Source organism: Spirillospora sp. NBC_01491 (assembly GCF_036227065.1).
GTDB lineage: Bacteria > Actinomycetota > Actinomycetes > Streptosporangiales > Streptosporangiaceae > Spirillospora > Spirillospora xylanilytica.
The window spans coordinates 4,753,302-4,775,583 of the sequence record NZ_CP109432.1 but is presented as its reverse complement, the minus strand read 5'-3'; the positions used below and the strand labels follow the sequence as shown (position 1 = coordinate 4,775,583).

The 22,282-nt window shown below is 72.0% G+C and carries 20 protein-coding genes; 6 read left to right on the top strand and 14 right to left on the bottom strand.

Going from position 1 to position 22,282, the window contains the following annotated elements; all coding sequences use genetic code 11:
- Positions 1 to 2: 2 nt before the first annotated feature.
- Positions 3 to 1,166: an epoxide hydrolase family protein gene (locus tag OHA34_RS22195; protein ID WP_329518788.1), complete on the bottom strand. Its 1,164-nt coding sequence runs from the start codon at positions 1,164 to 1,166 to the stop codon at positions 3 to 5.
- Positions 1,167 to 1,229: 63 nt separating this feature from the next.
- On the opposite strand from OHA34_RS22195, the gene OHA34_RS22190 reads away from it, so the two are divergent.
- Complete coding sequence (locus OHA34_RS22190; RefSeq protein ID WP_329522435.1) at positions 1,230 to 2,192, top strand: helix-turn-helix transcriptional regulator; 963 nt, start codon at positions 1,230 to 1,232, stop codon at positions 2,190 to 2,192.
- 137 nt (positions 2,193 to 2,329) lie between these two features.
- On the opposite strand, the gene OHA34_RS22185 is transcribed toward OHA34_RS22190, so the two are convergent.
- Positions 2,330 to 3,208 (bottom strand): hypothetical protein, encoded by an 879-nt coding sequence (locus tag OHA34_RS22185; RefSeq protein ID WP_329518787.1) that lies wholly within the window; start codon positions 3,206 to 3,208, stop codon positions 2,330 to 2,332.
- Between the two features lie 241 nt (positions 3,209 to 3,449).
- Positions 3,450 to 4,028, bottom strand: a complete 579-nt coding sequence (locus OHA34_RS22180) for an XRE family transcriptional regulator (RefSeq protein WP_285939798.1) — start codon at positions 4,026 to 4,028, stop codon at positions 3,450 to 3,452.
- 372 nt (positions 4,029 to 4,400) lie between these two features.
- Here OHA34_RS22180 and OHA34_RS22175 point away from each other — a divergent pair, with 372 nt between their 5' ends.
- From OHA34_RS22175 to OHA34_RS22165, 3 genes are all read left to right on the top strand, one after another.
- The gene (locus OHA34_RS22175; protein WP_329518786.1) at positions 4,401 to 4,703 is read left to right on the top strand and encodes a hypothetical protein; all 303 of its coding nucleotides are present in this window, start codon (positions 4,401 to 4,403) and stop codon (positions 4,701 to 4,703) included.
- Entirely contained in the window at positions 4,700 to 5,236 is a 537-nt protein-coding gene (locus tag OHA34_RS22170; protein ID WP_329518785.1) for a protein-L-isoaspartate O-methyltransferase family protein, read from the top strand. The genes OHA34_RS22175 and OHA34_RS22170 overlap by 4 nt, the downstream gene beginning before the upstream one ends.
- Positions 5,237 to 5,419: 183 nt before the next feature.
- On the top strand, positions 5,420 to 6,913 hold the full coding sequence (locus tag OHA34_RS22165) for a serine/threonine-protein kinase (protein ID WP_329518784.1): 1,494 nt from the start codon (positions 5,420 to 5,422) through the stop codon (positions 6,911 to 6,913).
- On the opposite strand, the gene OHA34_RS22160 is transcribed toward OHA34_RS22165, so the two are convergent.
- The 3 genes from OHA34_RS22160 to OHA34_RS22150 all read right to left on the bottom strand — a co-directional run bounded on the left by OHA34_RS22160 (position 6,877) and on the right by OHA34_RS22150 (position 11,053).
- A complete protein-coding gene (locus tag OHA34_RS22160) occupies positions 6,877 to 7,818 on the bottom strand; it encodes an alpha/beta fold hydrolase (RefSeq protein WP_329518783.1) in 942 nt (313 codons plus the stop codon). The genes OHA34_RS22165 and OHA34_RS22160 overlap by 37 nt on opposite strands.
- A gap of 65 nt (positions 7,819 to 7,883) precedes the next feature.
- The gene (locus tag OHA34_RS22155; protein ID WP_329518782.1) at positions 7,884 to 10,535 is read right to left on the bottom strand and encodes a helix-turn-helix transcriptional regulator; all 2,652 of its coding nucleotides are present in this window, start codon (positions 10,533 to 10,535) and stop codon (positions 7,884 to 7,886) included.
- Between the two features lie 50 nt (positions 10,536 to 10,585).
- Positions 10,586 to 11,053: a GNAT family N-acetyltransferase gene (locus tag OHA34_RS22150; protein ID WP_285939809.1), complete on the bottom strand. Its 468-nt coding sequence runs from the start codon at positions 11,051 to 11,053 to the stop codon at positions 10,586 to 10,588.
- A 141-nt stretch (positions 11,054 to 11,194) separates the two neighbouring features.
- Here OHA34_RS22150 and OHA34_RS22145 point away from each other — a divergent pair, with 141 nt between their 5' ends.
- Positions 11,195 to 11,518, top strand: coding sequence for a WhiB family transcriptional regulator (locus OHA34_RS22145; protein ID WP_285939810.1), 324 nt, complete (start codon positions 11,195 to 11,197; stop codon positions 11,516 to 11,518).
- A gap of 40 nt (positions 11,519 to 11,558) precedes the next feature.
- Here OHA34_RS22145 and OHA34_RS22140 read toward each other — a convergent pair whose 3' ends face one another.
- Entirely contained in the window at positions 11,559 to 12,344 is a 786-nt protein-coding gene (locus OHA34_RS22140) for a zinc-binding dehydrogenase (protein ID WP_329518781.1), read from the bottom strand.
- A 20-nt stretch (positions 12,345 to 12,364) separates the two neighbouring features.
- Here OHA34_RS22140 and OHA34_RS22135 point away from each other — a divergent pair, with 20 nt between their 5' ends.
- A complete protein-coding gene (locus OHA34_RS22135) occupies positions 12,365 to 12,985 on the top strand; it encodes a rhomboid family intramembrane serine protease (RefSeq protein ID WP_285939812.1) in 621 nt (206 codons plus the stop codon).
- A 114-nt stretch (positions 12,986 to 13,099) separates the two neighbouring features.
- Here OHA34_RS22135 and OHA34_RS22130 read toward each other — a convergent pair whose 3' ends face one another.
- From OHA34_RS22130 to OHA34_RS22100, 7 genes are all read right to left on the bottom strand, one after another.
- Positions 13,100 to 13,927 (bottom strand): SDR family oxidoreductase, encoded by an 828-nt coding sequence (locus OHA34_RS22130; RefSeq protein WP_285939813.1) that lies wholly within the window; start codon positions 13,925 to 13,927, stop codon positions 13,100 to 13,102.
- Positions 13,928 to 13,988: 61 nt separating this feature from the next.
- A complete protein-coding gene (locus tag OHA34_RS22125) occupies positions 13,989 to 15,446 on the bottom strand; it encodes a pentapeptide repeat-containing protein (RefSeq protein ID WP_329518780.1) in 1,458 nt (485 codons plus the stop codon).
- Between the two features lie 82 nt (positions 15,447 to 15,528).
- Complete coding sequence (locus tag OHA34_RS22120) at positions 15,529 to 16,314, bottom strand: sporulation protein (protein ID WP_285939815.1); 786 nt, start codon at positions 16,312 to 16,314, stop codon at positions 15,529 to 15,531.
- A 136-nt stretch (positions 16,315 to 16,450) separates the two neighbouring features.
- The gene (locus OHA34_RS22115; protein ID WP_285939816.1) at positions 16,451 to 17,782 is read right to left on the bottom strand and encodes a UDP-glucose dehydrogenase family protein; all 1,332 of its coding nucleotides are present in this window, start codon (positions 17,780 to 17,782) and stop codon (positions 16,451 to 16,453) included.
- Between the two features lie 48 nt (positions 17,783 to 17,830).
- On the bottom strand, positions 17,831 to 18,985 hold the full coding sequence (locus tag OHA34_RS22110; protein ID WP_329518779.1) for a right-handed parallel beta-helix repeat-containing protein: 1,155 nt from the start codon (positions 18,983 to 18,985) through the stop codon (positions 17,831 to 17,833).
- 51 nt (positions 18,986 to 19,036) lie between these two features.
- Positions 19,037 to 20,182, bottom strand: a complete 1,146-nt coding sequence (locus tag OHA34_RS22105) for a right-handed parallel beta-helix repeat-containing protein (protein ID WP_329518778.1) — start codon at positions 20,180 to 20,182, stop codon at positions 19,037 to 19,039.
- 105 nt (positions 20,183 to 20,287) lie between these two features.
- The gene (locus tag OHA34_RS22100; RefSeq protein WP_329518777.1) at positions 20,288 to 22,282 is read right to left on the bottom strand and encodes a right-handed parallel beta-helix repeat-containing protein; all 1,995 of its coding nucleotides are present in this window, start codon (positions 22,280 to 22,282) and stop codon (positions 20,288 to 20,290) included.

The following is a 22,282-nucleotide window of genomic DNA, read 5'->3' as shown; positions in this document are numbered from 1 at the left end:
GCCTACACCCGGGCGCCACCCGGTCCGGCGGTGCGGACCAGCCGGAAGAACGCGCGGACATCGGCGACCAGCACGTCCGGTGCCTCCATCGCGGCGAAGTGGCCGCCCCGGTCGAACTCCGACCAGTGGACCACGTTGTGCTCGCGTTCGGCGATGCGGCGGACGCCGGGGTCGCCCGGGAAGACCGCCACCCCGGTCGGGACATCGGACTTCTCGACGGCCTGGCCCCAGTCGCTCGCGCCCTCCTTGTAGAGGCGGGCGGACGACCCCGCGGTGCCGGTGAACCAGTAGATGGCGATATCGGTGAGCATCTGGTCGCGGTCCACGGCCTCTTCGGGAAGGTCGTGGGCGGGGTCGGTCCACTCCTTGAACTTCTCCACGATCCAGGCGAGCTGACCGGCGGGGGAGTCGTGCAGGCCGAAGGCGAGCGTCTGCGGGCGGGTGGACTGGATCATGGCGTAGCCCGCGCGGTCCTGGTCCGAGTAGACGGCCAGCCGGGCCAGCTCGGCCTCGGTGAGCCCCGCCATCTCCTCGGGCTGGAAGGTCGGGAAGCCCAGAGCGCCGTTGACGTGGACGCCGATGACGTTGTCCGGGGCGACGCGGCCGAGCTCGGGAGAGACCACCGAGCCGGTGTCGCCTCCCTGGGCGCCGTACCGGTCGTAGCCGAGGCGGCTCATCAGCTCGGCCCACGCGCGGGCCACCCGGCGCAGGTTCCAGCCGGTCTCGCGGGTGGGGCCGGAGAACCCGAAGCCGGGCAGGGACGGCGCCACCACATGGAAGGCGTCGGCCGGGTCGCCGCCGTGGGCGCGGGGGTCGGTGAGCGGGCCGATGACCTTCATGAACTCGGCGATCGAACCGGGCCAGCCGTGCGTGAGGATCAGCGGGAGCGCGTCCGGCTCGGGGGAGCGGACGTGCAGGAAGTGGATGTTCTGGCCGTCGATCTCGGTGGTGAACTGCGGGTACTCGTTGAGCGCCGCCTCCTGCGCCCGCCAGTCGTACGCCGTCCGCCAGTACTCGGCCAGCTCCCTCGCGTACGAGGACGGGACGCCGTACGACCAGCCGGTGCCGGGTAGCTCGTCCGGCCAGCGGGTGCCGGCCAGGCGGTCGCGGAGGTCGTCCAGGTCGGCCTGCGGGATGTCGATGCGGAACGGCTTGATCTTCGTCATGTCCACAACACTATGTGCCGGTTAGGACGAGTTAGGTCCTAGGTGGCGGGCAAGATGGAACGCATGTTGGAGACCTCGGCTCGACTCCTCAGAATGCTGTCCCTCCTCCAGGCCCACCGGGACTGGTCCGGCGCTGAGCTGGCGGAACGGCTCGGCGTCACGATGCGGACCGTCCGGCGGGACGTGGACCGGCTGCGGGAGCTGGGCTATCCCGTGCACGCCACGGCGGGCTCACCCGGCTACCGGCTGGGCGCCGGGTCCGACCTGCCCCCGCTGCTGCTCGACGACGACGAGGCGGTCGCGGTCGCGGTGGGGCTGAGGACGGCCGCCGGGGGCACGGTCGCCGGGATCGAGGAGACGTCCGTACGGGCGCTCGCGAAGCTCGAACGGGTGCTGCCCGCACGGCTGCGGCATCGCGTGCACGCGCTCCAGTCGATGACCGTGCCCATGACGGGGGCCGGGACGCCGGTGGATCCCGACGTGCTGACCGCCATCGCCGCGGCCTGCCGAGACCATGAGGGACTGCGGTTCGACTACCGGTCGCACGGGGGCCAGCAGAGCAGCCGTTCGGCCGAGCCCCATCGGCTCGTGCATTCGGGGCGCCGGTGGTATCTCGTGGGCTGGGACGTCGACAGGGAGGACTGGCGGACGTACCGGGTCGACCGGCTGAGCCTGCGGAGGCCGAACGGGCCGCGCTTCGTCCCCCGGGACCCGCCCGCCGAGGACCTCGCCGCCTACACGTCCCGGGCGATCTCCAGTGCCCCGTACCGCTACCAGGCGCGCTTGACCATGCACGCCCCGGCGGAGGTCGTGACCGGGCACATGCCGCCGACGGTGGGGGCGGTGGAACCCGTCGACGCGGAGACCTGCGTCCTCCTGTGCGGCGCGAACAACCTCGACGAGATCGTCGTGTGGGTCGCCCTGATGGACATCGGGTTCGAGGTGCACGACCCGCCGGAGCTGGTCGAGCGGATAGCCGCCATGGCGAGCCGCCTCCACACGGCATCACGAACCACGGACCGATGATCAACACATCCGACGCGGCCCGATGGTCGGGCCCTGAACGTCGTGCGTTTCATGCACCTGCCTACGAGTTCTCACCGAACAAGTCGTCCTCCGATATGCAGACGGCGATGACGGGCGTGGCCGCGACGATGCCGGGATCAGACGCCAGTGGTCAGCGCCTGCAATTCCCGGGCGGCTGGGAGCTTGCGAGCCTGTTCGGGGACGGCGTTGAGGACGTGGCGGGCGGTGAGCACCACGCGCTTGATCCGCCGGTCAGGTGGGACGGTGCCGATGATGTCCAATGCCCGCCTACTGGCCTCGTCCGGATCTGAGCGTGCGTGGAGGGCGGCGCCGTAGAGGCTCAGTTGGGCTGACGAGTAGAGGTGGGTGTCCGGACCATAAAAGCTGTGGGCGGCCCGTTGCGCTTCGTCGGCATCGCGATGACGTCCAGCGAGGGAGTACACGCAGCTTTGATCGAAACGGAGTAGTTCCTCGCGGCTGGGTTCACTGGACGGAAGGCGGTCGAAGGTCTCTTCGGCGCGACGGATGGTGCCCACTGCCGCGTCATGGCGGCCCATGAACGCCAGTACCTCTGCCTCCACCGTGGTCGCGTACATGAGCGTGGTACTCGGCCGCCGCCCCGCGCGCCGACGTGCGTCGCGGGCGAGTGTCAACAACTCGGTGAGGTTCTCGCGGGGCTCCGCGATGCGGTTGGTCACTTCCCAGCTACGGGTGTAGGCGGACAGGAGACCGTCTCCGGACCTGTCGGCCAGATCACGCGCAGTAAGCCACCAACGGCCGGCCAGACGCTGATCGCCGAGTTGAACCGCGGTGCCCGCGATGAGGTAGGCGTGCTTGGCGGCGGCATGGGCGAGGTCGCGTTCCACATCCTGTGGTTGGCCCTTGGACAGGTGGGGGGCCATTTCCGCCCAGTCGCGGGTCAGCCCGGCCAGGACGATCTGCGGGGCGTCGATGACATAGCTGCGCATGTGGACGGCATAGCCGGCCGTCCAGTCGTCGATCGTGGCCTGCGACACGCTCGCACCCGGTAGCCGCGGTTGGCTCTCCTGCCATGCCCGCGTCAGCGTTGTGAGGATCGGGGCCACGGTCGCGCCGGCAGCTAGAGCAGCACCGTCGTGAAGTAGGTCTCTGCGTCGCACGGGGCCTTCCTCCTGACCGGAGGGTCGCGGATCTGTCTCCAGATTAGGCGGCTGGACGCTCTGCGCCGCGAGTCCGGCCGTCTGAGGATCGGCGGTGGTCGTGCACGGGCGCGGGCCGTCAAACGGTGCCGAGGCCCGGGATCGGCCTGCCGCCGTTCCATAGCTCGGCGACGTGGAAGGCGAACCGGTCGAAGAGACCGTCCTCCTGGCAGCGCCGCAGGTGCAGCATCGGGGAGTCATGACCGACGAGGTTGGCCAGGTGCGGAGTCACCAGCATCTCGTCGTCGAAGACGAAGACGCTCATCGCGACGTGGTCGTCTCCGTAGCGGGCGTCGATCCCGGAGGTCGCGGCGATCTTGGACAGCTCGTCCAGGGTGATTCGGATGCGCGTGCTCACGGTCAGCGGAACCGACTCCAGCTCCTCGCGGTGCCGCGTGACCTCGCTCTCGGGATCGCCGACGAGGAACCGCACGCTGCACCCGCGTTCCGCCTTGCGCCGGAGCGCGGCGCGCAGGTTCGGGATCTCCAGCCACAGGAAGTAGTTCGTATAGCCGGCGAAGGTCAGCTCCTTGTGGGCCCCGCTGATGAGGCGGCGCCACACGGACTTGGGACACGCCGACCGGTACGGGTACACCGCTATGACCTCACGGTCCGGCCCGGTCTTGACGTTCTTCCGGATGGCATCGGGCCACAACACGGCCTCATCAACTCCCAAGACATCCGACGCGGCCCAGCGGTGCCGAGGGTGCGGTACACGACCTTCATCGGCCACCCATCGGGCCACTGTCTTAACGTCCACGCGACACGCTTCCGCGAGTCCCTGCTCCGTCAGTCTCGCACCGTTCATGGCCTGCCAGAGTGCGTCATTTGCCACAGCGACTCCTCACGCCTGAACCGATAGGACGATTCTTCAACGTAGCTCGAAAACGTCCTAGACGTCCTGCGAACGATGTTCAGGCGTCACACCCGACAGCGCATCCTCGGTGTCACCAGAGACAGAGGCGGCCCCGGGCCGGTGCTGTAACACCGGCGGTTCCGGGGCCTTGATCCGACAATGGAGGTCGGACCCATGGCAGATCGTAGGACTCGGGACGCCCGGCTTGCGGCTTTGGGCGCGCATTTGGGTGCGCGGCGGTTCGAGGTGGAGTTGATCGAGGCTGGGCTTCGGGTGGTCGATCCTCAGGCGGCGGGGTGCTGCGAGAAGGTCCGGATGGCTGGGGACGTGATCATGTGTGCGCCGCGGTCGAGTGATGGTGGGCGGTGGTGGTTCTTCACGTCGTGGCGGGAGCCGATCGCGCCTGCGGACGAGATCATCAACGCGGCCGTGTTCATCCTGGGCTACCTGGGCAAGCGGTCAGAGGCGGGACGGTGACCGTCGCGGCGGGGACCGGGTACAACGCCGCGCTGCTCGCCGAGATCGTGGGCGCTGAGAACGTCGTCAGCGTCGAGATCGATCCGGGCCTCGCCGAGCAGGCACGCGGCTCGCTACGGCGGAGCGGCCATGCGGTGGCGGTCGTTACTGCGGACGGCGAGTCCGGCTACCCGGCAGGTGCCCCGTACGACCGGGTCGTCGCCACCGCCGCGGCCACCGAGGTCCCCTATGCCTGGGTGGCGCAGACGCGTCCCGGGGGGAGACTCCTCGTTCCTTGGGGGCCTGGGGTCCATCCCGACAATCCGCTGGCGCTGCTGACGGTGCAGGACGATGGCACCGCGGTGGGACGGTTCATCGCCCCGGCCTGGTTCATGCCGCTGCGCGGCCAGCGGTGCTCGGCGCGGGTCACTGCGGAGGCCGAAGAGCGATGGGCACGGGCGGGGCGGCCCGACCGCTCCCGGTACGGGATCAGCGTGTCCGCGGGGGGACAGCGGGTTTGGCTTGATTCTCCAGACACGCCGATCAGCCCTTGACGGCGGTGTGCGTGACGATCGCGCTGGCGAGTTTCTCGTGCGCCCGCGGGTGGCGGGAGCGCCACAGGTGGACTCGCCTTGCCCGCCGCTCCGCCGGGGTGGGAGCCTGAGTGAGAGCCACGGCCGACCCCGCATCGCTCCCCGGCCACTGCCGCTGACTCCCATTACAGGACAAGCAGATCGATGACGTCACAAAACACCGAGGGCTGGTCCACCGCCGCCTCGAACGTCCGTCCGCTCGAACCCGACGACCCCACGTCCGTCGGAGAGCAGCGGCTCTTGGGCCGGCTCGGCGAGGGCGGCATGGGCGTGGTCTATCTGGGCCTGGGCCTCTCCGGGCGGAAGGTCGCCGTCAAGGTGATCCACCGCGAGCTGGCCCGCGACCGGGAGTTCCGCGCGAGGTTCGACACCGAGGTGGCCAGCGCTCAGAGCGTCGCGTCCTTCTGCACGGCGCAGGTGCTCGACCACGGCGAGGAGGACGGGCTTCCCTACCTGGTCACCGAGTACATCGACGGGCCGTCCCTCAACGAGTACGTCGAGGCGCACGGCGGCTTCCCGCCCGGCGCGCTGCGCAGCCTCGCGGTGGGGGTGGCGACCGCCCTGACCGCGATCCACGCCCTCCGGCTGGTGCACCGCGATCTCAAGCCGCACAACGTGCTGCTCGCGGCCGACGGGCCCCGCGTGATCGACTTCGGCATCGCGCGCGCTCTGGACTCCGAGAATCCGCACACCCGGACCGGCGTCGTCATGGGCAGTCCCGGCTACATCGCTCCGGAGATGGCGTTCGAGGGACAGGTCGGCACCGCCGCCGACGTCTTCGCCTGGGGGACCCTCGTCGCGTACGCGGCGACCGGACGCCACCCGTTCGGCACCGGGACGCTGCCCGTCCTGGCCAACCGCGCGCAGCAGGCCGAGTACGACCTGTCGGGCGTGCCGCAGGACCTCCTGCCGATGGTCGAGGCCGCCCTCGACCCCGACCCGGCGCGGCGGCCGGCCGCCGAGGCCCTGCTCGTCCGGCTCGTGGGCGATAAGGATCAGGAAGGGGCGGCCAGCGACCTCATTCACAGCGAGTGGCGCCCAGGACCGGTCCCACCGGCGGCCGAGTCGCGGACGATTCCGCGTCCGTCGAAGCGCCGGACGTGGGGTGTGGCGGGTGCCGCGGCCGGAGTGACCGCGCTGGTCATGCTGGGGGCGGCGAGCGCGGTGGTCTACACCCTCGGCCGCGGATCGGACGGCGACCGGTCCCAGGAGCCGCTCGCGGCGGTCTCCTCGCCGACCGCCACGCCGACTCCCCGGCCCAGTTCGCCGACACCGAGCACGACGCCCAGGACGTCCAAGAAGAGCGGCAAAGCCAGCGCGAAGCCCGCCAGGAAGCCCAGTGCGAAGCCCAGCGCGACGCCCACGATCACGGTCACGCGCCCCACCAAGCGCTGGCGCGAGCTCGGCGGTCTGCACCGCATGGCGACCTACTGCAAGGGACTCGGGTACAAGGAGACGGTCACCTTCTCCGAAGGAGGCCGCAACTGGTGGTGCACAGACTCCGGGGGCGGTCCGCACCGCATCGATATGCAGGCGAACTGCCGGTGGCACTACCAGCGCTTCAGCAAGGTCCGCGCCGGACAGCGTCCCACCTCCGGCCGCTACGAGGTCGACTGGTTCTGCGAGGCCCTGGTCTGAAACCGGACGGCGGTGTGCGTGAGGATCGCGGTGGCGAGTTCCTCGTGCACCTGTTGGGGCAGCGTGTGGCCCATCCCCTCGATCATCAGCAGCTCCGCGCCCGGGACGGCGGCGGCGATGAGGGCGCCGTGGCCGGGCTTGACGGGCTCGCGCGTCCCCTCGACGACCAGTGTGGGCGCGGTGATCCGTTCGAGCAGGCCCGCCGGTTCCCAGCCGGGTGCGGCGGCGAACGCCCTCGGGTGGTTGGCCACCGTCGCGGGATCGCGGTCCCGGTCGTGGATCCGCTCCTCCTGCCGGCGCTGCTCGTCCTCGTCGAACGGGAGGCCCGGGCCGTGCAGCATCCGGGCCAGCTCGATCTGGAACGCGACCTGCGACCGCCGGTCCGCGCCCGGCGGGTTCGTTGCCGCGTCCGCGAAGAAGCGGGTGAAGGAGGGCAGCGGGTAGGGCAGGTCGTCCGGACGCGGCGGCTCGCCCGTCAGCGCCCGGGTGACCGTGCGTCCCTCGCCGCCGCCGAGGGGGGACGAGCCGATGGTCGTCAGTGTCAGGACCCGGTCCGGGTGCTCGGCCGCGATCCACTGGGAGAGGATCCCGCCGGCCGAATGCCCCACCAGGTGCGCGGCGCCGATCCCGTACGCGTCGAGCACGCCGAGTACGTCGTCCTTGATGTCGGCCCACGTGTAGGGGCGGGCGGCGAAGTCGATCGCGCTGGACCGCCCCGTGTCGCGGTGGTCATAGCGGATGACCCGCCTGCCCGCGGCGGCGAGCCGTCCGACGAACGCGTCCGGCCAGACCACGCCCTGCGACATCGACCCCATTACCAGCAGTACCGGTGGGTGCGCCGGGTCCCCGAACTCCTCGGTCCACAGCTCGATGTCCCCGACGGTCACCATGTGTCCAGCGGCCATGTGCACTCTCCCTTGTCTCGGTGGCATCAGCCTCGCCGACGCGGGCGCGCGCGCCATCCGTAGGACTACTGGGCGTGGACCGTCCAGTAGCGGGACAACTCGGTGCGGGAGGTCACGCCGAGCTTCGGATAGACCTTGTACAGGTGGTATTCGACCGTCCGGGGGCTGAGGAACAGCCGTGCGGCGACCTCGCGGTTGGTGGCGCCTTCGGCGACCAGCCGGACGATGCGCAGCTCCTGAGGGGTCAGTCCGTTCAGCGCACCGGACGCGGGGGCGGCGCCCGCCTCACCGGCCGCCCGCAGCTCGCTCAGCGCCCGCTCCGTCCAGGGGGCGGCACCGGCTCGCTGGAACGACTCGGCCGCAGTACGCAGCGGTGTCCGTGCGTCTGCGGGACGGTGCGCCCTCCGGAGCCGTTCGCCATAGAGCAACGCAGTACGGGCTTCCTCGAACGGGGCGCCGCTGTGCAGCGGCAGCGCCTCCTCGTAGAGGCGGAGGGACTTGTCACCGTCCTCCAGCAGAGCGCGGCAGCGCAGGAGCAGAGCACGCGCCTGCGCGGTCTCCGCGTTCACCGCCCACCGTTCGTACGCCGCGACGGCCTCGCGTGCCGCGTCCAGCTCCCCACAGCCGACGGCGGCTTCCACGCGGTCCGGCGTCGAGCGCCATACGGTCGCGGGGTGCCCTAGTCCCGGTCCGGCGGTCACCATGCCTGCGAATCGTGCGTGCGCGGTGGCGAACCGGCCCTTCCCTAGGGCGAGAAGCCCCAGGGCGTACGTCGCGACGCTCACCCGTAGACCGGCCCTGTGCGGGATCGCGATGGCGAGGGCCTCGTGCGCGTGGCGTTCGCAGTCGGCCTCTTCTCCCTGTATGGCCGCCACTGCGGCGAGGTTGGCCAGGTGTGCCGCGGCGGAGTTCGCGTACCCGGCCTCCTGGGCGAGCGACAGTCCCTCCTCAGAGAGCGCGGCGCTCAGCGCGAACCGGCCCTTGACGCGCTCGGCGGTGGCGACGTACTCCAGGACGACCGGCAACTGCCCGACCATCCCGGAGATCCGTGCCACCTGCCCTGCCCGGATGATGAACTCACTACTGGCGTCCGCCTCGCCCAGATAGGTCGCCGCCGCCGCCGACCACAGCAGCTCGGACGCCTGCTTCGGCTCGTCCGCCCGGCGCAGCCACGTGCGCAGCAGCGGCGCGCCCCGTTCGGGGTCGCCGCCGAGCAGCGCACCGGTGCCGACCAGCATTCCTTGCAGGAAGGACTCGGGCAGCGCCTCGGCCTGGCGGCCGATGTCGACGATCGCGGCGACATCGCCGACATAGCTCGCGGCCTCGGCGGCGTCGGACAGCATCTCCAGCGTCCGGGCGGGATCGACGCCGGCGTTCTCCAGGAAGATCCGCTGTGCCTCGGACGCGTCGCCCGAGCACAGCTCGAACCGTCCGCGAAGCTGGGCCAGCTCCGCGCGCCGCCGCGGGTCGCCGGTCAGCTCCCGCGCCTCCGCCAGGCAGGTCTCGGCCAGCCCCGGCCGCCCTCCGAGCCACGCGGCCGTGGTGGCGTCGATCAACCGGCGCGCCCGCAGCTCCCGGCCGGGGGTCAGCTCGGCCGACTTCACCAGTGCGGACGCGGCGTCGGCGTACCCGCCCCGCGCGCTCGCCCGCGCCGCCGACTCGGCCAGCTCGTCCGCGACCCCGGCCTGCCGTCCCACCGCGGCCTCCGCCCGGTGCCAGGCCCGCCGCTCCGGGTCGTCGACCGTCTCGGCGAGGGCCGCGTGCGCCCGCCGCCGGTCCGGTGCCCGGTAGGCCGCCGAGCGGATCAGCGGGTGCCGGAAGCGCAGCACCGGGCCGTCCACCGTGATCAGTCCGCTCGCCTCGGCCGGCTGGAGCGCCTCCGCCCCGGCCTCCAGCCGCCCGGCCGCCCGCAGCACCACGTCGAGGTCTCCCTGGCCCTCGGCCGCCGCGACGAGCAGCAGCAGCCGGGTCGCGGCGGGCAGCCGTCCGACCTGGTGGGCGAAGAGGTCCGCGCCGGCGGGCAGCGGATCGGGGAGCGGGCTCCGGCCGCCGAGCTGCCCGGGGGTCAGGATCCGGGCGGCCTCCTGGAGCGCCAGCGGGTTGCCGCCAGTGAGCGCGACGAGCCGTTCGGCGATCGGCCGGATCGCGCCGTCCCCCAGCAGCGGGACCGCCTCCTCCACCGCCAGACCGGTGATCTTCGCGACGGGGAGGTCCCGGATGTCGCCGCCCTCGCGGGCGGCGATCAGCATCCCCACCCGCTCGCCGCCGAGGCGCCGCGCCGCGAAGAGCAGCGCGTCGGCGGACGCCTGGTCGAACCACTGGAAGTCGTCCACGAGGCAGAGCAGCCCGCCGTCGCCCGCCGCCTCGACCAGCAGGGACAGCACCCCGGCCGACACCAGGAACCGGGCGTCGCCGCCGGCGGACGCGGCCAGTCCGAGCGCTCCGCGCAGCGCGTCGCGCTGGGGCTCGGGCAGCGCGCCGGCCAGGCCCGACACCGGACGCAGGAGCTGGTGCAGTGCGGCGAACGCCAGCCCCTGCTCGGGCTCGGCCCCGGTCGCCCGCAGGACCGGTGTCCCCGCCCCGGCGGCGTACTCCAGCAGCGCGGACTTCCCGATCCCCGCCTGCCCGCGCAGCACCAGCGCCCGGCCCCGCCCGGCGCGCACATCGTCCACGAGGGCGTCGATCGCCGCCCGTTCCGTCCCCCGGCCATGCAACATGCGTCAATTGTGCGGGATGCGGCGGAGTGGTCTCCGGTCGTCGGGGGCGGCTACAGGTGGAGCTTCATCCCCATGTGGGACGGGCGGAAGCCGATCTTCTGGTAGAAGCGCACCGATTCGGGACGCTGGCGGTCGGTGGTGAGCTGGATCAGGCGGCAGCCGCGCTCGCGGGCCCGTTCGATGGCCCAGCCGATCATGGACTGGCCGATGCCCCGGCCGCGCTGCTCGGCGGCCACCCGGACGCCCTCGATCTGGGCGCGCAGGCCGCCGGTGTAGGTGAGTCCGGGGATGTAGGTGAGCTGCATCGTGCCGGCGAGGGCGCCGCCGACCTCGGCCACGACGAGGATGTTGTCGGCGCTCTGGGTGATCGCGGCGAAGGCGGCGAGGTAGGTCTCGGGGACGGTCCCGGCGGGGGTCTCGCGGGTGGCGCCGAGCGGATCGTCGGCCAGGAGCCGGACGATTCCGGGCAGATCGTCCGGCGTTGCCTCGCGAAAGGTCACTTCTTGATCACGCTGCACGTCAACAGGCTATCCGGACGCTAGGTTGCATTGCTCACCATGACTTGTAGTACTACCGCTCGTAGTACTACGTTGAGTGGAAACCACACCGATCCGTGAACTGCCGGTGTCCGGCACCCCGGAGCGCCGCAGGGAGAAGCCATGTCGAAGACGACTCACGAGGAACACTGGACCGACCACGCCATCTGCCGCGGCGCCGATCCCGACCTCTTCTTCCCGATCGGCTACGCCGCCGAGGTGCTCCAGGAACAGCAGCGTGCGGCCAAGGCCATCTGCGCCAACTGCCCGGTATCGGCCGCCTGCCTCACCTGGGCGCTGCGCGTGGGCGAGCCCGACGGGATCTGGGGCGGGACGACCCCCGAGGAGCGGCGGCACCTGCGCCGCGCCGCCGAGGCCCCGATCCGGCACCGGCTGCCCGTCATCGCCGTCCGCGGCGACGTCGAAGAGGCCGAGCAGGCCGCCTGACCGTAGTGCCGGGCCGCATGGCCCGAGGCCGGGCGGGACGTCACGGGATCAGCGCCACCTTGCCGACCACCCGGCGGCCCAGCAGGTCGTCCAGCACCGTCCCGGCCGCTTCCAGGGGCTCGGTGCGGGGCGCGACCGGGACGAGCCGTCCGCCCGCGACCAGCGTGAGCAGCTCGCCGAGCAGGGCCTGCTGGTCGAGCGGACGCGACATCGCCCACGCGCCCCAGTCGACCCCGACCACGGTGCGGTTGCGGAGCAGCACCTGATTGAGCGGCAGCGCCGGGATCCCGCCCGACGCGAACCCGATCACCGCGTACCGGCCGCCCTCGCGCAGCGCGCGCAACGCGGGGTCCGCCAGCGCCCCGCCGACCGGGTCGTACACCACGTCGACCCCGCCGTCCGACCACGTCCGGACAGCGGCCTTGACATCCTCGGCCGTGTCGATCGCCGCCTCCGCGCCCGCGGCGAGCGCCGCCTCCCGCTTCGCGGCGGACGAGGCGCCGGCCAGGACCCGGGCGCCGAGCGCGGTGGCCACCTGGACGGCCGCCAGCCCGACCCCGCCGCCCGCGCCGAGCACGAACACGGTCTCCCCGGCGCGCAGCCCGGCCCGGTCGCGCAGCCCGAACAGCGCCGTGCAGTGGCTCTGCGTAAACGTGGCCGCCCGCGCCGCGTCCAGCATGGCCGGAATCGGCACCGCGGCGGCGGCCGGCACCGCGACCCGCTCGGCGAACCCGCCGAGGCCGCACATCGCCAGGACCCGCGTCCCGGCGGCGGGCGGGCACCATCGGGGGACCGGGATCGTTGGGCACGATGACGGAACGGTCATCCAGTTCTACGGTGGCGTACATGAGCTATCCCCCGGTCCCCGAACAGCAGCGCTCAGCAGGACTGGCCACGCAAGGCGCCCGCGCGGTGTCGGCGGTGGTCCTGATCGGCCTGGTCACGGCCGTGATGTGGGTCCTGGAGGCGATCGACTGGGCGGTGGACGGCCGGCTCGACCAGTTCGGCATCCAGCCGCGCGACGTGAACGACCTCCCCGACATCTTCACCGCGCCCTTCATGCACGCCGGCTTCGGGCACCTCATCGGCAACACCGTGCCGTTCGTGATCCTGGGCTTCCTCGCGGCGGTGCGCGGCATCGCCAAGTTCCTCGGCGCCAGCCTGATCGTCATCGTGGTCGGCGGGATGGGCGTCTGGTTCACCAGCTCGGCCAACACGCTCGGGTCCAGCATCCTGATCTTCGGATTCTTCGGCTACCTGCTCGGCCGGGGCGTGTTCGAACGCCGCCTGCTCGACATCGCGATCGCCGTCGGCGTCGTCGCGGTGTACGGCACGATGCTGGTCGGCGTGCTCCCGAGTGACCCTGGCATCTCCTGGCAGGGCCACCTGTTCGGGCTGATCGGCGGCGTGCTCGGCGCCTGGGCCCTCCGCCACCGCCGGGCCACCGCCGCGCCGGCGGTCGACTGACGTCCCGTCCCGCATCGGACCGCGCGGCCGGACCTGGCCCGCGGCGGCCCGGCGCCCCGTCCGACGATCCGCCCGGCCCCGGAAGCCGGAGCCGGACGGACGCCCTGCCGGCGTTCAGGCCGGGCGGACGGTGACATCGGAGACCACCGCGTCGCGCGGCGTCTCGATGGCCGCGACCAGCACCCGCGCCACGGTGGCCGGCGCCGCGAAGTCGTCGGCCGCGTACGGCTGGCCCTCCTGCGCGCGGACCCGCTGCTGCATCTCGGTCGCGGTACGGCCCGGGTAGACCGTCGTGACCCGCAGCTCGGGCTCCTCGGCGCGCAGCGAGTCGGCCAGCGCCCGCAGCCCGAACTTGCTCGCCGCGTACGCCGCCCACTCGGGGTTGGCGCGCAGCCCGGCGGTGGAGTTGACGAACACCACGTGCCCCTTGGCCAGGCGCAGCGACGGCAGCAGCAGCCGGGTCAGCTCGGCCGCCGACACGAGGTTGACGTTGAGGTGGTCGATCCACTCGTCGGCCTCGAGCTCGGCCACCGGCGACAGGCGCACCATGCCCGCGGCGTGGACGACGCCGTCGAGGCGTTCGGGCAGCCCGTCGACGGCGAGCGCCGCCTCCAGTCGCCGCGGCTCGTTCAGGTCGAGCGGGGCGGTCCGGATCGACGCCCGCACCGCCGTGCCGCCCGCACCGGCCACGGCTCCGCCCGCACCGCCCGCTCCGCCCGTGCCCGCGACGCTGCCCGTGCCGGGGACGGCCGCCGGGCCGTCCGGGGTGGTCATGATGACCTGTGTGGCCGCATGCGAGCCGGTGCGCAGCGAGCTCGCCAGCCGGTCCAGGCGGTCGGGGGAGCGGGCGACCAGGATCAGGTCGTGCCCGCGTCCCGACAGCAGCTCGGCGACCGCCGCGCCGATGCCGCCGGTCGCCCCCGTGATCAGATACGTGCCCATGAGGCCCCATTCTCGTCGATCGTGTACACCTCGCACCCTGGTCGATGCGCGTGGCGGCGGGTCAGTTCGGGCGGAGCACCCGGGTGACGCCCGCGATGAGCGCGGTCGCCAGCACCCAGCCGGTCGCGACCAGACTGTAGGCCACCCAGCGGGACCAGCCGTGCGGATCGAAGGACGACTGCTGCCCGAAGGTGTCGATCGGGATCAACAGGTCGAGCGAGTACACCAGCGCGTGGAACATTGGGCGCTCCTCCGGCGGCTTGATCGAGGCGGGCCGCTCGAGGGTGAAGACCGTGGTGCCGATCGCCAGCAGCACCGCGAACCACATGAACGCCAGCCACGGCCGGTACCCGTACCCGACCGTCCAGTCGAGCAGGTGGTTCCAGCCCCGCGCGACCGGGTTGAGCCTGCGGCGGCGGGCCCGCAGCTTGGCGAGCTGCACCTTGCGGGCCAGGTCGTCGTGGCCGATCCCGTGGTACCAGTTGGCGAGCTGCTCGTAGGGCTGGAGGTGGAACTGCTCGTCCCGCGCGACCCAGCGCAGCCGGTCCTGGAACATGCCGCCGCGCAGCGTCTCGTAGGTGAGCCCGTTCAGCCACAGCTCGTCCGGCCAGATGTCGGGATGATCCATGATCACCGCGATCCGGGAGTACGACAGCGACACCCGGCCCTTGATCTTCTCCTGCGGCCAGAGGATCAGCTCGTCCGCCTGGATGTGGCTGGCGTGCAGCGCCATCCGGCCCGGGTCGCAGGAGTCGAGGGTCGCCTTGGAGAAGGACAGGATGCCGTCGAAGCGCGCGTTCCGCAGCCGGACGGTGCCCTCACCGCGGAACCCGTTGCTGAACTCGGCGGCGTCCTCGACCACCATGTTCTCGGCGTCCAGCGCGAGGCGGCCCGGGTTGCGCAGCGTGGTGCCGTCCATGAACAGGCCGCCGTTCATCCGGGCGCCGACCAGCCGCACCCCGCCGGTGAACTCGGCGTTCCGGATGAACGCGCCGACGTCGACGACCAGGCCGCCGGAGAACAGCGCCCACCGCGCCGGGTCGGTCACGGTGACCTTGGTGCCGTTCATCCGGAGCCCGCCGGCGAGCTGGGCGCGCGGCATCCGGACCTCCCCGTCGATCACCGACCCGGACAGGCTGAGGTAGCCGTCCGCGCGCAGCCCGCCGCCGTCGAAGCCGGGCATCGTGCAGTCGGACAGCCGGAGCTGCCGGGTCTGCGCGTTGGAGAAGTCGGGCGCCTCGACCAGGCGGCAGTTCTCCAGCCGCAGCTCGTGCGCGACGCTGCCGCCGGAGATGTCGAGCCTGCCGATGATGTAGGCGCCGTGCAGCCGGACGGCGGCGACGAACCCGGGCCGGGTCTCGACCGCGCCGAGCAGCAGCCGGCAGATCACCTCGGCGCGCACCATCCGGTCGGGGTGCGGGCCGGCGGGCCGTTCGTCGCCCAGGACGACCGCCGTCCCGGTCGGGAAGGCGGTCCAGAGGCGTCGTTCGGCGTCGTTCAGTCCTGGGGGCTCTGCCACCGGCTCGCTTTCTGTGGGGGGTCCCCTCTGCGATCAGGCCCGATCGCAGAGGGGGACGGTCGAGAGGCGGTCCCCCCGGGGGTTAGAAGAACCCCCGCCGCCGTCCGGCCTCCTGGAGGAAGCCGTCGAGCCGGCTCTCCCAGTCGGTGTGGTCGACGCTCGCGTAGTCGACGGTGAAGCGGCCGAACGCGTCGTGCCCCTCGGTGAACGCGCCGCCGCGCTTGTCGAGCTCGAGGACGACCTCCATCGACCCGGCACCGGACACGAAGGTGACCTCGAGCTGGTTGATGCCGCCCGCGTACTGGCCGGGCGGGTGGAACTCGATCTCCTGGTAGAAGGGCAGCTCCTGGTGCACGCCCCAGATGCGGCCCTGCTCGCAGTCGGCGTTGCGGAAGTGGAAGCCGAGGTTGCCGAACGCGCCGAGGATCCGCTCCTGGGCGGGCAGCGGGTGCACGGCGATCGGGTCCAGGTCGCCCGGGTCGAGCGCCCCGGCGACCTCCAGCTCGGTCGCGAGCCCGACGGTGGTGCCGCGCAGCGGCTGCCCGTAGAAGTGCGTCAGCGGCGCCTCCCACGGCACCTGGAACTGGAACGGGACGGTGTGCCCCGCGCCCTCCTCCAGGGCGAACCCGCCCGCGACGGGCATCTTGGCGTACTCCAGGTTCGAGGTGTACTCGTTGTCGCCCGACTCCACCTCGACCCGGGTGCGCAGGGCCAGGTTCACGGCCTTGATGTCGGAGTTGTACCTGCCGCCGATGATGGTGATCTCACCGGTGACGATGCCGCCCGGCGTGGTGCCGGCGCTGCGCAGCACCGTTTCGATGGACGGTCCCCCGACGCCCATCGCCTGCTTCAGCTTCTTGAAGACCAAGGCCCTGTTCCTCCCGTGTGCGGGCGTGGCGTTCGCCCTAGGTCCAATAGACGCCCGTCAAGGGCGATACGTTCCACCTCGGCGGCGGGCTGCCGGGGACGGCGCGGAGCGGCTCGGTCCGCGCGGCCGGGGACGGTCAGGAGCGGCCCAGCGCGCGGTACTCCCAGCCCGCGGCGCGCCACTGCCCCGCGTCCAGGGCGTGCCGGCCGTCCACGATCCGCTTGTGCTTGACCACCTCGGCGAGCGCGCCCGGGTCGATCTCGCGGAAGTCCGACCACTCGGTCAGCAGGACGACGACGTCGGCGTCCTGCGCGACGTCCAGCGCGTTGTCGCCGTACCGCAGCTCGGGGAACGCGCGGCGGGCGTTGTCGAGCGCGGCCGGGTCGTAGACCCGTACGTGGCCGCCGAGCCCGTGCATGGTGCGCGCCACGTCCAGCGCGGGCGCGTCGCGGATGTCGTCGGAGTTGGGCTTGAACGCCGCGCCCCACGCCGCGATCCGCTTGCCGGAGATTTGCCCGCCGAGCAGCTCGCGGACCAGGTCCACGGTGCGGGCGCGGCGCCGCCGGTTGATGTCGTCGACCTCGCGCAGGAACGACACCGCCTGGCCGACACCGATCTCCTCGGCGCGGTGCGCGAACGCGCGGATGTCCTTGGGCAGGCAGCCGCCGCCGAAGCCGAGGCCGGGCTTGAGGAACTTGCCGCCGATCCGGTCGTCCAGCGCGAGCGAGTCGGCCAGGTCCTTGATGTCCGCGCCGACCGCCTCGCAGACCTCGGCCATCGCGTTGATGTAGGAGATCTTGGTGGCCAGGAACGAGTTGGCCGCCACCTTGACCAGCTCGGCGGTGGCGAGATCGGTGCGCACCACCGGGGTGCCGAGGTCCAGCACCGGCTTGAACGCGGCGCGGAGCCGCTCCTCGGCCCAGTCGGAGGCGACGCCGAACACCATCCGGTCGGGCCGCATGGTGTCGTCGACGGCGAAGCCCTCGCGCAGGAACTCGGGGTTCCAGGCCAGCTCGACGCCGGTGCCCGCGGGCGCCAGCTCCTGGACGAGCCCGGTGAGCCGCTTGGCGGTGCCGACCGGCACGGTCGACTTGCCGACCACCAGCGCGCGCCGGTCGAGATGCGGCGCCAGGGTGCGCACGGCCGCGTCGATGTAGGTGAGGTCGGCGGCGTCCGAGCCCGGCTGCTGCGGCGTGCCCACGCACAGGTAGTGCACGTCGCCGAACTGGCCCGCCTCGGCGAACGAGCTGGTGAACCGCAGCCGGCCCGACTCCAGGGCCTTGGCGAGCAGCTCGGGGAGGCCGGGCTCGAAGAACGGGACCTCGCCGGCCGCGAGTTTGGCGATCTTCCCCTCGTCGACGTCCACACCGAGCACCTCGAAGCCCAGCACGGCCATGCAGATCGCGTGGGTGGCGCCGAGGTAGCCGGTGCCGATGACGGTGAGCCTCGGGGACTCCGTCGCGTTCATTGCCTTCTCCTTGTGCTGATGACGGATGTGGCGGGCTCCCGCAGGCCCTCAGGAGCACGTGCCCTTGTTGATCAGTCTGCCGCCCCTGACCCGGTTGTCGCAGGCGACCCTGTTGCCACCGGAGTTCAGGTTCACGCCGAAGCCCTTGGCGCCACCGAGATCGATGACGTTGCGGCGGAAGACGTTGCCGGTTCCCCAGCCCTGGTACTCCTCGTGCGTCTGGAATCCGTCGGCGACGGTCCGGGCGCCGCGGTTCCCCTCGATGACGTAGTCGTTGCCCTTGGCGTCGACCCACGAATCGTTCACCTTGTCACCCGACAGCTCGGAACCGTCGAAGACATTCCCGGTGAGCTTGCCGCCCGTGGTGCCCTCCTTGATGTCGACCGCCTCGGCGGTCGCCCGGATCCGGTTGGCGGCCACCAGGTTGTTGTCGCTCCGGTCCGGCCGCCCCTGTGTCAAGGTGCCCCAATTGTTGTGCGAGGAGCCGAGGTAGACGCCCTCGCCGAAGCGGGGGTTGCGCCGTCCGGTACCGGAGATGCTGTTGTACTGCACGGCGTTGCCGGAGCTGAAACGGCGCAGGTGGATCGCCTCGTCGCCGGTGTCGCGGACGGTCAGCCCCTGCACGACCGAGCCGCTGGAGCCGTCCAGCATGACGCCCTTCTGGCTGTTGCGGACGGTGAAGCCGAGGAGCCGCCAATGGCTCGCGCCGTCGAGGTGGAGGCCGTAGCCCGTGCCGGCGTCGCCGCCGTCCAGGATCGTCCGGGGCCCGCCGCAGAGGAAGACGGGCTTGTCCGGCGTGCCCGACTTCTGCGTCGCGAACCGCCCCCGGTAGGTGCCCGGGGCGAGCCGGATCACCTGGCCGGGCTCGGCGACGTTCAGCCGGTTCTGGAGGTCGCCGCCGTTCTTCACCGTGATGGACGCGTCCGGGCAGCCGATCCGCTTCTGCGACCCGGGCAGCGGCAGGTTCTGCGGCTGCCGGGACGTGCCCGCCCCGTTCCCCGCGGCGCCCGCCGCGCCGGCGCCCCCGGCACCGGCCCCCGCGCCTCCGGCGGACGGCGCCGCCGTGCCGGGCGCCGCGAAGGGGCCGGCGCCCGGCCCGGTCCCGTCCGGCTCGCCGCCGCCGTCCGTGGCCACCAGCACCAGGGCGCTGGTGGCCACGGCGCCGACGACCAGCACCCCGGCGAACCTCAGATCGATCTTCACAGTGCACCCCCGTGGGCGACCCGCGCCGCCCGCGGGGGCGACGGGGCCGTGTCAGCCGCACTTGCCCTTCGTGGTCAGCGGGCCGCCGGTCACCTTGTTGTCGCAGGCGATGGTGTTGCCGCCCTTGGTGTCGTTGATGCCGACGCCCTTGCCCCCGGCCAGGTCGATGGTGTTGCCGCGGAAGACATTGCCCTTGCCCATGCCCGGCCGGATCTCGTGCGTCTGGAAGCCGTCCACGGGGGTCTTGGTGCCCTTGTTGCCCTGGATCAGGTAGTTGTTCCCCTTGACGTCCACCCAGGAGTCGTTGTGCTTGTCGCCGCCGGTGGCCGACCCGTCGAACACGTTGTTGAGGATCTTGCCCCCGGTGGTGCCCTCCTTGACGTCGATCGCCTCGGCGGTCGCCCGGATCACGTTGCCGCGCACCACGTTGTTGTCGCTCTTGTCGGGCTTGCCGCCGGAGTTCTCCGTCCAGTTCGACTCGGCGCTGCCCAGGTAGACGCCCTCGCCGAACTTCTCCCGCCGCAGCCCGGTGTTGTAGAGCTTGTTGTACTGGACGGTGTTGCCGGTGGAGAAGTTGCGCAGGTGGACGGCCTCGTCACCGATGTCGTGCACCTCCAGGCCCTGGATGATCGACCCGTTGGTGGTGTCGCCCATCACGCCCTTCTGGGAGTTCTGCACCGTGAAGCCGATGAGCCGCCAGTAGTCGGCCTTGTTGAGGTGGAAGGCGTAGCCCTTCTTCGGGCCGCCGCCGTCGATCACCGCGTCCTTGTCGCCGCACAGGAAGATCGGCTGCTGCTCGGTGCCGGAGGTCTGCGCGACGAACTTGCCCTCGTACCTGCCCGCGTTCATCTTGATCACGTCGCCCGGCTGGGCGCCCTTGACCGCGGCCTCCAACGAGGCCGCGTCGGTCACCGTCCTGGTCGGCTTGGGGCACTCGATCTTGCCCTCGCCCGCGGGCACCGGCAGGGTGAGCGCGGCGCCCGGCTGGGCGCCCCCGCCCTTGCCGTCGTCGCCTTCGTCGCCGTCCGCCGAACCGCCGCCGGGGGCGGTGCCGGCACCGGCCGGTCCGGTGCTCCCGGTGTGTTTCGGATCGCCGCCGCCGTCGTCCCCGCCGACGAGCAGGAACACCAGCCCGCCGACGACCACGGCGCCGACCAGCAGGCCCACGAGGAACTTCACGTCGATCTTGATCGTCATTGCTGAACTACTCCTTGGATGACCGCTGTGCGACTCACTGCCCGCCTGCCCGCCCGCCGTTCGTCCGCTCGTCCGCCCGCTCGCCGTCCGGCCGCCGCGGCCGGGCTACCGGCGGGCCGGTCTGCCGGCCCGCGCTCCGGCCCGTTCCGCGGCGCCTTCGGCGTTCTGCTCAGGGCCGGTGGTGGCGCGGCGCAGCAGCCGTACGGGGCGTTCCTCAAGCTTGTCCTGTTCCTCGTAGGGGTGGGCGCCGCGCCGTCCGATCCGCAGCCCGGCGCCGCGCGAGCGCAGCATTGAGATCGCCACGAGCAGGAAGACGCCGGCCCAGATCACGTTCATCGGCTTGAAGATCCGCTTGATCCAGGTCCAGAACCCGGCGGTCTTGTGCCAGCCCTTGGCGTTGTTGCGCACGTTCTGGTACTTGCCGGTCGCGCCGTCGACGTCCATCGCGCTGGTCCCCGCGCCGCTCAGCGTGTTGCCGGTGAGCGAGGTGCCGGTGACGTCGCCGCGCAGCGTGAGGCCGTGCCGCTTGGCCGACTGCACCGTGTTGCCGCTGAGGGTGCCGTTGGAGCCGCGCAGGTAGAGCGCGGTCTCGGTCCCGGTGACGACGTTGCCCGAGACCGACGCCCCGGTGACGCCGTCGCGCAGCACCACGCCCTGCCGGGCGGGCCGGTTGATCTGGTTGCCGGCGATCTGCACCCGGGTCGCCTTCTCGCGGACCACGATGCCCATGTCGCCGCCGGAGATCCGGTTGTTCTGCACCGCGACGTTGTCGCCGCCGAGCAGCTCCACCCCGTACCGCCGGTTGTTCTTGGCGATGCTGCTGCTCACCAGGTTGCCGCCGAAGCTGGTGACCGACTCGCCGGACGCCGACGGGCCCTCGGCGAGCGCCTGCCCGTTGAGGGTGAAGCCGTTGCCGCCGTTGCCCTCGGACGTGCAGTTGGTGACCCGCACGCCCTCGGTCCCGCGGGACAGCACGAACCCGTCGCCGCGGCTGCCGGTGACCGTGGTGTTCTCGATCGTGGCGTTCTTGGCGAACCGGTGCAGCAGCACCCCGTGCACCAGGCTGTTCCTGATCGTGTTGTTGGTGAGCTGCGTCTGGTTGGACGCGGTGACGAACAGCCCATAGGCGCTGCCGTCGAAGGTGGAGTGGTCGATCGACCCGCTCACCAGGTTGCCCGCCGGCACGTGGAAGGTGACGCCCTTGCCGCCCCCGCCGGCCGCATTGACCTCGACCTCCTCCCGGTTGCCCCGGGTGGGCTCGCGGGAGCCGTTCGGCAGCGTCACCGCCTGCGGCGGGGCGCCGGTGGACCGCTCGGCGGACGAGTCGGGGCGGTCCGAGCCGGTCAGCGCCACGCCGCCGGTCCGGCCGCTCCAGAACCCCAGGTCGGAGACCTGGGTGTACTTCATGCCGAAGTCGCCGCCGATCGCCCGGATGTAGGAGCGCCCGTCGGCGACCTGCCGGTCGGGCTTGCGGGTGTCGTCGTTCCAGCTGGTGAAGCGGACCGGGTTCTGCGCCGACCCGTTGATCTTCACGGTGCCGCCGGCGCTGACGATCGAGGCGAACGACCCCGGGACGCTGCGCATCCGGATCGTCAGCGGCCCGGTGGAGCTCTGGAGGATCAGCTTGCCGCCCGCGGCGACCATGATGTTGACGCCGAGCAGGTAGGACCCGTCGCCCTGCTTCTGGAAGTCCTGCCCGGCCAGCTTCTCCAGCTCGGCGACGTAGTAGGGCTGGCGCCGCTGCGGCAGCATCAGCGTCCGCCCGTTCGCCGAGGTGAGCAGCCGCGGCACGCGCGCCTGCTGCGCGGCCGGCCCGCCGCCCGCCAGATCCGACTCGTGCTTGGCACGGATCTGCATGACCCGCAGGTCCTCCTGGTCGACCAGCGTCGCCTGCTGCCGCGCGGCCTCGGCCGTCACCTCGTTGACGTCCGGCATACCGGGCGTCCGGTCGGCGACGTAGGTCCGGTAGACGTAGGTGCCGCCGCCCGCGAGGCCGAGCACGAGCACGGTCGTCACGATCCTGCCGAGGCCCGACTTCTTCCGGGGCGGCGGCTCGGCCTGCTCCGGCCCGGCGCTCGCGGCCTTCCTGCCGTCGGCCAT